The organism is Streptomyces sp. NPDC004788, assembly GCF_053601115.1.
This window is the reverse complement of record NZ_JBSGBF010000087.1, coordinates 25,138-34,488: the sequence shown is the minus strand read 5'-3', so window position 1 is coordinate 34,488 and position 9,351 is coordinate 25,138. Positions and strand designations below refer to the sequence as shown.

At 71.1% G+C, this 9,351-nt stretch carries 8 protein-coding genes and 1 pseudogene; 2 read left to right on the top strand and 7 right to left on the bottom strand.

The window, feature by feature from the left end; translation table 11 throughout:
- Positions 1 to 527, bottom strand: a pseudogene (locus ACWEJX_RS29495) (hypothetical protein); the annotation flags it as partial.
- Positions 528 to 814: 287 nt separating this feature from the next.
- Here ACWEJX_RS29495 and gabT point away from each other — a divergent pair.
- Entirely contained in the window at positions 815 to 2,149 is a 1,335-nt protein-coding gene (gabT, locus tag ACWEJX_RS29490) for a 4-aminobutyrate--2-oxoglutarate transaminase (RefSeq protein WP_451610461.1), read from the top strand.
- Positions 2,150 to 2,258: 109 nt separating this feature from the next.
- The gene (locus tag ACWEJX_RS29485; RefSeq protein ID WP_451610460.1) at positions 2,259 to 2,993 is read left to right on the top strand and encodes a phosphatase PAP2 family protein; all 735 of its coding nucleotides are present in this window, start codon (positions 2,259 to 2,261) and stop codon (positions 2,991 to 2,993) included.
- Positions 2,994 to 3,004: 11 nt separating this feature from the next.
- Here ACWEJX_RS29485 and ACWEJX_RS29480 read toward each other — a convergent pair whose 3' ends face one another.
- The 6 genes from ACWEJX_RS29480 to ACWEJX_RS29455 form a co-directional block, all read right to left on the bottom strand.
- Positions 3,005 to 3,502, bottom strand: coding sequence for a hypothetical protein (locus ACWEJX_RS29480; RefSeq protein WP_451610459.1), 498 nt, complete (start codon positions 3,500 to 3,502; stop codon positions 3,005 to 3,007).
- Positions 3,503 to 3,627: 125 nt separating this feature from the next.
- Positions 3,628 to 5,055 (bottom strand): NAD(P)/FAD-dependent oxidoreductase, encoded by a 1,428-nt coding sequence (locus tag ACWEJX_RS29475; protein WP_451610458.1) that lies wholly within the window; start codon positions 5,053 to 5,055, stop codon positions 3,628 to 3,630.
- A 54-nt stretch (positions 5,056 to 5,109) separates the two neighbouring features.
- Entirely contained in the window at positions 5,110 to 5,904 is a 795-nt protein-coding gene (locus ACWEJX_RS29470) for an ABC transporter permease (RefSeq protein WP_451610457.1), read from the bottom strand.
- Positions 5,904 to 6,836: an ABC transporter permease gene (locus ACWEJX_RS29465; protein WP_451610456.1), complete on the bottom strand. Its 933-nt coding sequence runs from the start codon at positions 6,834 to 6,836 to the stop codon at positions 5,904 to 5,906. Before ACWEJX_RS29465 ends, ACWEJX_RS29470 begins: the two co-directional genes overlap by 1 nt.
- Complete coding sequence (locus ACWEJX_RS29460) at positions 6,833 to 7,999, bottom strand: ABC transporter ATP-binding protein (protein ID WP_451610455.1); 1,167 nt, start codon at positions 7,997 to 7,999, stop codon at positions 6,833 to 6,835. Before ACWEJX_RS29460 ends, ACWEJX_RS29465 begins: the two co-directional genes overlap by 4 nt.
- Before the next feature lie 50 nt (positions 8,000 to 8,049).
- Positions 8,050 to 9,297, bottom strand: a complete 1,248-nt coding sequence (locus tag ACWEJX_RS29455; RefSeq protein ID WP_451610454.1) for a polyamine ABC transporter substrate-binding protein — start codon at positions 9,295 to 9,297, stop codon at positions 8,050 to 8,052.
- Positions 9,298 to 9,351 lie beyond the last annotated feature (54 nt).

The following is a 9,351-nucleotide window of genomic DNA, read 5'->3' as shown; positions in this document are numbered from 1 at the left end:
GGCCGCGGCGCGTCCAGCCACTCGGCGACGGCCGCGCGCGGCGCGGCGGACGACGGAACGCCGGGCGCGTGCGCGGGCGGCGCGGCCGGCCCGCCTGCGGACGGGCTGCCCAGCCCGGCGGGCGCGCCGGACGCGGGGCCGTCGGAGGCGGGAGCGCCGGACGGGGGCGCACTCGCGTACGCCCCGGGCGCGTGCACGGGCGGCGGCGGTACGACCGGCTGCGCCGGGGGGCGGGCCGGGACCGACGGGGTCGACGGCGCTTGGCCGGCCTGCGGCCGGGACGGCGGCACGTCGCCGGGCGATGCCGGGGGCAGGTCGCCGCCGCCCTGCGGCGGGGCCGGGGCCAGGTCGCCGCCGCCCTGCGGCGGGGCCGGGGCCAGGTCGCCGCCCTGCCGCGATGCCGGGGGCAGGTCGGCGCCCTGCCGCGGGGCCGGGGGCAGGTCGTCCGGCGGCGGCGCGGCCGGGTGGGGGACCCCGGCCCCGGTCCCCCGGGTGTCGCTCGACTCGTACGTGCCGTCGGTCTCCATGAACCCCTGCCCCCTGACCAGCCAGGTCGCCGCAACTGTGCCACCGTCAATCTAGTGGGCGCGGGCCCGCCCGGAGGGGTTTCGCCCACCCGTTCGGCCGATCACCGGCGGTCCGCCGGCCCCGCGCCGCCCCGCGCCGTCGAGCCCCGCGGAAGCGGTCACCATGTCCATCTCGGACAACGAGCCACCCGCCACCACTCCCGATCGGCGCATGCCCGACCCCCTCCCCCGCGCCTAGCCTGCGGAGGAAACCCGCAAGAGCGTCCAGAACATCCCAGGAGCCCCGCATGAACGCTGTCCCGCAGGAGCGGCGCGTCGTCACCGCCATCCCCGGCCCGAAGTCGCAGGAGCTTCAGGCCCGCCGCCTCGACACGGTCGCCGGTGGCGTGGGCTCCACGCTGCCGGTGTTCACCAAGCGGGCCGGCGGCGGCATCATCGAGGACGTCGACGGCAACCTGCTGATCGACTTCGGTTCCGGCATCGCCGTGACCTCCGTCGGCGCCTCCGCCGAGGCCGTCGTGCGCCGCGCCTCCGCGCAGCTGCAGGACTTCACCCACACCTGTTTCATGGTGACCCCGTACGAGGGTTACGTGGAGGTCTGCGAGGCCCTCGCCGAGCTGACCCCGGGCGACCACGCCAAGAAGTCCGCGCTGTTCAACTCGGGCGCCGAGGCCGTCGAGAACGCGGTCAAGATCGCCCGCTCGTACACCAAGCGCCAGGCCGTCGTCGTCTTCGACCACGGCTACCACGGCCGCACCAACCTCACCATGGGCATGACGGCGAAGAACATGCCGTACAAGCAGGGCTTCGGCCCGTTCGCGCCCGAGGTCTACCGCGTCCCGGTCGCCTACGGCTACCGCTGGCCCACGGGTGCCGAGAACTGCGGCCCCGAGGCCGCCGCCCAGGCGATCGACAACATCACCAAGCAGATCGGCGCCGAGAACGTCGCCGCGATCGTCATCGAGCCGGTCCTCGGCGAGGGCGGCTTCATCGAGCCGGCCAAGGGCTTCCTGCCGGCGATCGTGAAGTTCGCCAACGACAACGGCATCGTCTTCGTCGCGGACGAGATCCAGGCCGGCTTCTGCCGTACCGGCCAGTGGTTCGCCTGCGAGGACGAGGGCATCGTCCCGGACCTCATCACCACCGCCAAGGGCATCGCGGGCGGTCTGCCGCTCGCCGCCGTGACCGGCCGCGCCGAGATCATGGACTCCGTGCACGGTGGCGGCCTCGGCGGCACCTACGGCGGCAACCCGGTCGCGTGCGCCGGTGCGCTGGGCGCCATCGAGACCATGAAGGAGCTCGACCTCAACGGCAAGGCCAAGCGCATCGAGGAGGTCATGAAGGGCCGCCTCACCGCGATGCAGGAGAAGTTCCCGGTCATCGGTGACATCCGTGGCCGTGGCGCCATGATCGCCATCGAGCTGGTGAAGGACCCGGCGACGAAGGTGCCGGCCCCGGAGGCCGCCGCCGCGCTCGCCAAGTACTGCCACAACGAGGGCGTGCTCGTCCTGACCTGCGGCACCTACGGCAACGTGCTGCGCTTCCTGCCGCCGCTGGTCATCGGCGAGGACCTCCTCAACGAGGGCCTGGACGTCATCGAGGCCGCGCTCGCCACGATCTGACGATCTGACGGCACCTTCTGACACTCCGTGTGAAGAAGCTGTGGGGGGCCGATGGCGGGATGGAGTTCCCGCTGTCGGCCCCCCGTTTCGTGCCGTACGGTTTCCACAGATGAGAGAAACACCCCGGGCGGAGCCTCCCCAGCCCTGCCCGAACCGTGCCGCAGCGCACACCGCTGGAGCCCTGGGCTCCGGAACTCCTCACCGATCGGATGGCCGCCCGCCCCACACCCCCCGGGGCGCGCGGCAGCCCGGTCAAGGCGACCGCCCCGGAACCACCCCCCCTGTTCCGGGGCGGTCGGCTGCGTTCTCGGCGCTCGTCGTCCTCGCCGTCACCACCTGGCAGGTCCTGGTGCACGGCCCCCTCACCCGCCTCGACGAGCGCGTCTCCCGCGCCCTGGTGGACACCGTGCCGCGCGGTCTGAGCGAGGCCGCCTCCGACCTCGGCAACATGACGGTCGCCCTCCCCGTCCTGGCCTGCGCGCTGGCGTACGCGATCCGCCGCGGCCGCCGCGGCCAGGCCCTGCGGGCCGCCCTCGCCATGGCCGCCGTGCCGCTCCTCGTCGTCCCCCTGAAGGAGTGGACGGCCCGCCCGGGGCCGCTGGAGCCCTGGGCGCACGGCTACTTCCCGTCGGGCCACACGGCGACGGCGATGGTGGCGTACTTCGGCGCGGCCTTCCTGGTGTCCGGACGCCTGGTGCCGGTCGCCGCCGTGCTCACGGCTCTGACCGGCACCGGACTGGTCCTGCGCGGCTACCACTGGCCGCTGGACGTGCTCGCGAGTCTCTGCCTCGGGCTGCTGATCCTGTTCGTCGGCTCCACCTGCATGCGCCGCAGTTCCGGCTGAACTCGCCGCCCTCACCTCTTGTCCGCCTCCCCCTCCCCGCGGGCGAGCCGGCCGGCCGCCTCGTGCATCGCCAGCTCCAGCAGGGCGGCATCCGTGAGTGTGCCCGCCGCGTCCGGCGCCACCAGCCAGTGCACTCCGCCGGTCGCGCGGCCCGGGTGGGGGACGACGATCCAGGTGCCGCGGCCGGCGCCGCGCACGCCGGTGCCGAGCCAGCGGGCGGCGGTGCCCGGCGGCACGAAGAAGCCCATCCGGGCGTCGCCGAAGTCGGCGAGCACGGGGCCGGGGCGGTCGACGAGGCGGGTCAGGACGTCGAGGGTGGGCCGGCCGAGCTCGGCCGGCAGGATCAGCACGTCCCAGCGGCGCCCGGCGGGCAGCAGGGCGACACCGTGCGGGTTGCGCTCCCACTCGAAGCGGCAGGCGTCGGGGTCCCGCGCCGCCGACGCCAGCCATTCCATCGCGGCCTTGGCCTCCGGCGTTCCCGACGTGCCCGAGGTCCCCGAAGCGTTCATCGTCACAGTCCCCTCTCCGTGCGGACCCGCCCGGTGCGGTGTCCACACGGAGAGAGGAGGCGGCCCGGTGGCTATGACGCGGGTTTACCCTCCATGGAGTGTGACCTGCATCACATCGCCATGGTTCAGCTGTCGAAGCCGAGGCCCAGCTTGTCCATCGTCTTCAGCCACAGGTTCCGCCGGCCGCCGTTCTCGTCGGCCCGCGCGAGCGACCACTTGGTCAGCCCGATGCCCGCCCACGCGATCGGTTCCGGCGGGAACGGCAGCGGCTTCGAGCGGACCATGCCGAGCCGGGTGCGCTCGGTGCGCTCCCCGGCCAGCAGGTCCAGCATCACGTCCGCGCCGAAGCGGGTCGCGCCCACGCCGAGGCCCGTGTAGCCCGCCGCGTACGCCACCTTGCCCTGGTGCGTGGTGCCGAAGAAGGCGGAGAAGCGCGAGCAGGTGTCGATCGCGCCGCCCCAGGCGTGGCTGAAGCGGAGCCCCTCCAGCTGCGGGAAGCAGGTGAAGAAGTGCTGGGCCAGCTTCAGATACGTCTCGGGGCGGTGGTCCATCTCGGCCGCCACCTTGCCGCCGAAACGGTAGACCGCGTCGTAACCGCCCCACAGGATGCGGTGGTCCGCGGTGATGCGGAAGTAGTGGAACTGGTTGGCGCTGTCGCCGAGGCCCTGCCGGTTCTTCCAGCCGACCGAGGCCAGCTGCTCGGGGCTGAGCGGCTCGGTCATCAGGGCGTAGTCGTAGACCGGGACGGTGTAGTGCCGCAGCCGCTTGACCAGCGACGGGAAGACGTTGGTGCCGAGGGCGACCTTGCGGGCCGCGACCCGGCCGTACGGGGTGCGCACGGCCATGCCGCCGCCGGCGCCGCCCGCCGACACCAGGTCGAGCGCCGGGGTGTTCTCGAAGATCCGCACGCCGAGCTCGGCGCAGGCCCGCTTGAGGCCCCAGACCAGCTTCGCCGGGTGCAGCATGGCGACGCCGCGCCGGTCCCACAGGCCGCCCTGGAAGGTCGGCGAGGCGACCTCGGCCCGGACCGCGTCCCGGTCCAGGAACTCCAGGCCGTCGGCGAGACCGAGCCGGTCCGCCTCCTCGTACCACTCGTGCAGCTCGTCGACCTGGTAGGCCTCGGTGGCCACGTCGATCTCGCCGGTGCGCTCGAAGTCGCAGTCCATGCCGTAGCGGGCGACGGTGGCCTCGATGGCGTCGAGGTTCTCGGCGCCCATGCGCTCCAGCTTCGGCAGCTCCTCGGGCCAGCGGGCGAGGCCGTTGCCGAAGCCGTGGGTGAGGGAGGCGGCGCAGAAGCCGCCGTTGCGGCCCGAGGCGGCCCAGCCCACCTCGCGGCCTTCGATCAGCATGACGTCCCGGGAGGGGTCGCGCTCCTTGGCGAGGAGCGCGGTCCACAGGCCGCTGTAGCCGCCGCCGATGACGAGCAGGTCGCACCGCTCGGTGCCGGTGAGGGCGGGCAGGGCCGGGGGCTTGCCGGGGTCTTCCAGCCAGAAGGGGACGGGCTGGGCGTCGGAGAGAGATTGTGCAGCGAGACGCATGGCGACTGGGGCCATGGTTTCCAACTCCTTCGGTGCCCGGCCGGCGGCGTCCGCCGGCCGGGCGCTCATTCAGGCTGTTGCTGTTTTCTTGCGCCGGTTCGCAATGATCTGTCCGGCCGCGACCATCAGTACCGCGATGACGAACATCGCCGTGCCGATGACGTTGATCTGAACGGGGGTTCCGCGCTGCGCCGAGCCCCAGACGAACATGGGGAAGGTCACGGTGGAGCCCGCGTTGAAGTTGGTGATGATGAAGTCGTCGAACGAGAGCGCGAAGGCGAGCAGCGCGCCGGCCGCGATGCCGGGCGCCGCGATCGGCAGCGTGACCCGCAGGAAGGTCTGCACCGGTCCCGCGTAGAGGTCGTTCGCGGCCTCCTCCAGGCGCGGGTCCATGGACATCACGCGCGCCTTGACCGCCGTCACGACGAACGACAGGCAGAACATGATGTGGGCGATGAGGATCGTCCAGAAGCCCAGCTCCGCGCCCATGTTGAGGAACAGGGTGAGCAGCGAGGCGGCCATGACGACCTCGGGCATCGCCATCGGCAGGAAGATCAGCGAGTTGATCGCGCCGCGCGCCCGGAAGCGGTAGCGGACGAGCGCGAACGAGATCATCGTGCCGAGGACCGTGGCGCCGAGCGTGGCCCAGGCGGCGATCTGCAGCGACAGCGACAGCGAGCCGCACATGTCGGCGACGCCGCACGGGTCCTTCCAGGCGTCCAGGGAGAACTGCTGCCACGCGTAGTTGAAGCGCCCGTTCGGCTTGTTGAACGAGAACACCATCACGACGACGTTCGGCAGGATCATGTAGGCGAGCGTCAGCAGGCCCGCGATGACGACGAGGTTCTGTCGGATCCAACGCATCAGACCAGGTCCTCCGTTCCCGCTCGGCGGATGTAGACGGTGACCATGAGCAGCACGATCGCCATGAGGATGAACGAGAGGGCGGCGGCCGTCGGATAGTCCAGGACCCGCAGGAACTGCGACTGGATGACGTTGCCGACCATCTTGGTGTCGGTGGAGCCGAGCAGTTCGGCGTTGACGTAGTCACCGCTCGCCGGGATGAAGGTGAGCAGCGTGCCGGAGACGACGCCCGGCATCGACAGCGGGAAGGTCACCTTGCGGAAGGTGGTCGCCGGGGAGGCGTACAGGTCCTGCGCGGCCTCGTGCAGCCGGCCGTCGATCCGCTCCAGGGAGGTGTAGAGCGGCAGGATCATGAAGGGCAGGAAGTTGTACGTGAGACCGCAGACCACCGCCATCGGCGTGGCGAGCACCCGGCTGCCCTCGGTCCAGCCGAGCCAGTTGGTGACGTCGAGGACGTGCAGGGTGTTCAGGGCGGAGACCACGACGCTGTCGTCGGCGAGGATCGTCTTCCAGGCCAGCGTGCGGATGAGGAAGCTGGTGAAGAACGGCGCGATGACGAGGACGAGGACGAGGTTGCGCCAGCGCCCGGCCTTGAAGGCGATCAGGTACGCCAGCGGGTAGCCGAGCAGCAGGCAGAGCAGCGTGGCGGTGCCGGCGTAGAGCAGCGAGCGGACGAACTGCGGCCAGTACTCCTGGAAGGCGTCCCAGTAGGTCTGGAAGTGCCAGGTGACCTGGAAGCCCTGCTCCAGGGAGCCGGTCTGGACGGACGTCGACGCTTGGTAGACCATCGGCAGCGCGAAGAAGACGAGCAGCCAGACGATGCCGGGCAGCAGCAGCCAGTACGGGACGAGCCGCTTGCGGGTGGAGGGCTTGCGGACGGCCGGCTCCTCGGCCGGCGCCGCCGCCTCCTCCTTCACGAGGGTGGCGGTCATGCGGCGTCCTCCACCGTCTCGACGCCCGCGTCGATGTCCTGGCTGGCGTCGAGGCCGAAGGTGTGGGCCGGGTTCCAGTGCAGGACGACCTCGGCGCCGGGGACGAGCCGGGAGTCGCGCTCGATGTTCTGCTCGTACACCTGGAGCTCGGCGCCGGCCGGCGAGTTCACCACGTACTGGGTGGAGACGCCGATGAAGGACGAGTCGGCGATCCGGCCGGTGACCCGGTTGCGGCCGTCGGGGATCCGGCCGGCGTCGTCGGCGTGCGCCAGCGAGATCTTCTCGGGCCGTACGCCGACGAGCACCTTGCCGCCCTGGCGCACGGCGGACGTACAGCGGTCGCCGGGCAGCCGGAGCTTGCCGCCGCCGGCCGTGACGATCACCTCGGAGCCGGTCTCGACGACCTCGGCCTCGATCAGGTTCGAGGTGCCGAGGAAGTTGGCGACGAAAGTGGTCTGCGGGTTCTCGTACAGGTCCTCGGGCGCGCCCAGTTGCTCGACCCGGCCGCCGTTCATCACCGCGACCTGGTCGGCCATGGTCATGGCCTCCTCCTGGTCGTGCGTGACGTGCACGAAGGTGATGCCGACCTCGGTCTGGATGCGCTTGAGCTCCAGCTGCATCTGGCGGCGCAGCTTGAGGTCGAGGGCGCCGAGCGGCTCGTCGAGGAGCAGCACCTGCGGGTGGTTGATGAGGGCGCGGGCGACGGCGACGCGCTGCTGCTGGCCGCCGGAGAGCTGGTGCGGCTTCTTGTGGGCGTGCTCGCCGAGCTGCACGAGCTCGATCATCTCGTCCACCTGCGACTTCACCGACTTGATGCCGCGCCGGCGCAGGCCGAAGGCGATGTTCTCGAAGATGCTCATGTGCGGGAAGAGCGCGTAGGACTGGAAGACCGTGTTCACCGGCCGCTTGTACGGCGGGAGGTCGGTGACGTCGCGGTCGCCGAGGAAGACGGTGCCGGTGGTCGGCTCCTCCAGGCCGGCGATCATGCGCAGCGTGGTCGTCTTGCCGCAGCCGGAGGCGCCGAGGAGGGCGAAGAACGAGCCCTGCGGCACCGTCAGGTCGAGCGGGCGCACGGCGTGGAAGGAGCCGTAGGACTTGCTGATGCCGGAGAGACGGACGTCGCCGCCGGTGTTCTTTTCGGTGTGAGCAGTCTTGTCAGTCATGGGGTGAGATCCCGGGGTTCGTGAAGGGGAGGCGGAGGGCGTGCGGCCGGTCAGGCACCGATGAGCTTGGCGAACTTCTCCTCGTACGCCGTCTCCTCGGCGCTGCTCAGCGAGCGGAAGGCGTGCGACTTCTTCGCCATCGCCTTGTCCGGGACGATCAGCGTGTTGTTCGCGAGCTCCGGGTCGATCTTGGCGAGCTCGTCCTTCACGCCGTCGACGGGGCACACGTAGTTGATGTACGCGGCGAGCTGCGCGGCCACCGGGAGCTCGTAGTAGTAGTCGATGAGCTTCTCGGCGTTGGTCTTGTGCCGTGCCTTCGCCGGGATCAGCAGGTTGTCGCTGGAGGTGAGGTAGCCGGCCGCCGGGATCGCGAACTTGATGTCCGGGTTGTCCGCCTGGAGCTGGATGATGTCGCCGGCCCACGCGAGGCAGGCGGCGATGTCGCCCTTGTCCAGGTCCGACGTGTAGTCGTTGCCGGTGAAGCGGCGGATCTGCTTCTTGTCGACGCCCTTCTGGAGCCGGCCGATGGCGGCGTCGTAGTCGGCGTCGGTGAACTTTCCGGGGTCCTTGCCCATGTCGAGCAGGGTCATGCCGACCGAGTCGCGCATCTCCGTCAGGAAGCCGACCCGGCCCTTGAGCGCGGGGTCGTCGAGCAGCTGGGTGACGGAGTCGACCTTCTTCCCGCCGGTCGCCTTCTGGTTGTACGCGATGACGGTGGAGATGCCGGTCCACGGGTACGTGTAGGCGCGGCCCGGGTCCCAGTCGGGCCGGCGGAACTGCGGCGACAGGTTGGCGTACGCGTTCGGCAGGTTGGCCGCGTCGAGCTTCTGCGCCCAGCCGAGGCGGATGATGCGGGCGGCCAGCCAGTCGGTGACGACGATCAGGTCGCGGCCGGTGTCCTGGCCGGCCGCGAGCTGCGGCTTGATCTTCCCGAAGAACTCGACGTTGTCGTTGATGTCCTCGGTGTACTTGACGTTGATGCCCGTCCGTTTGGCGAACGCCTCCAGCGTCGGACGGTGCTTCTCGTCGTCGCTCACGTCCATGTACTCGGTCCAGTTGGAGAAGTTCACCGTCTTCTCCTTGGCCGAGAAGTCCGTCGACGCCGGCCCCTGGCCCTCCCGCTTGGCGGGCGGGATGCCGCAGGCGCTCAGGGAGGCGAAGCCGCCGACGGTGAGCGCGCCGACGCCTCCGGCGCGCAGCATCGAGCGGCGGGTGAGGGCGCCCCGGCCGCTCGTGAGGCTGCGCCGTATCGCCGCCAGCTGGGGGGCCGACAAGCTGTCGGACTCGTACTGCTCCATGCGCTGTGCCCTTTCGGGATGGGCCCTTTCGGGATGGGTTCGGTCGCCGCTGGT

What these genes read in the sequence shown, in the direction of transcription:
- ACWEJX_RS29475 (WP_451610458.1), bottom strand. Translation starts at nt 5,055, where the DNA reads ATGGCCCCAGTCGCCATGCGTCTCGCTGCACAATCTCTCTCCGACGCC.
- ACWEJX_RS29460 (WP_451610455.1), bottom strand. Translation starts at nt 7,999, where the DNA reads ATGACTGACAAGACTGCTCACACCGAAAAGAACACCGGCGGCGACGTC.
- ACWEJX_RS29455 (WP_451610454.1), bottom strand. Translation starts at nt 9,297, where the DNA reads ATGGAGCAGTACGAGTCCGACAGCTTGTCGGCCCCCCAGCTGGCGGCG.
- ACWEJX_RS29470 (WP_451610457.1), bottom strand. Translation starts at nt 5,904, where the DNA reads ATGCGTTGGATCCGACAGAACCTCGTCGTCATCGCGGGCCTGCTGACG.
- ACWEJX_RS29480 (WP_451610459.1), bottom strand. Translation starts at nt 3,502, where the DNA reads ATGAACGCTTCGGGGACCTCGGGCACGTCGGGAACGCCGGAGGCCAAG.
- ACWEJX_RS29485 (WP_451610460.1), top strand. Translation starts at nt 2,259, where the DNA reads ATGAGAGAAACACCCCGGGCGGAGCCTCCCCAGCCCTGCCCGAACCGT.
- ACWEJX_RS29465 (WP_451610456.1), bottom strand. Translation starts at nt 6,836, where the DNA reads ATGACCGCCACCCTCGTGAAGGAGGAGGCGGCGGCGCCGGCCGAGGAG.
- gabT (WP_451610461.1), top strand. Translation starts at nt 815, where the DNA reads ATGAACGCTGTCCCGCAGGAGCGGCGCGTCGTCACCGCCATCCCCGGC.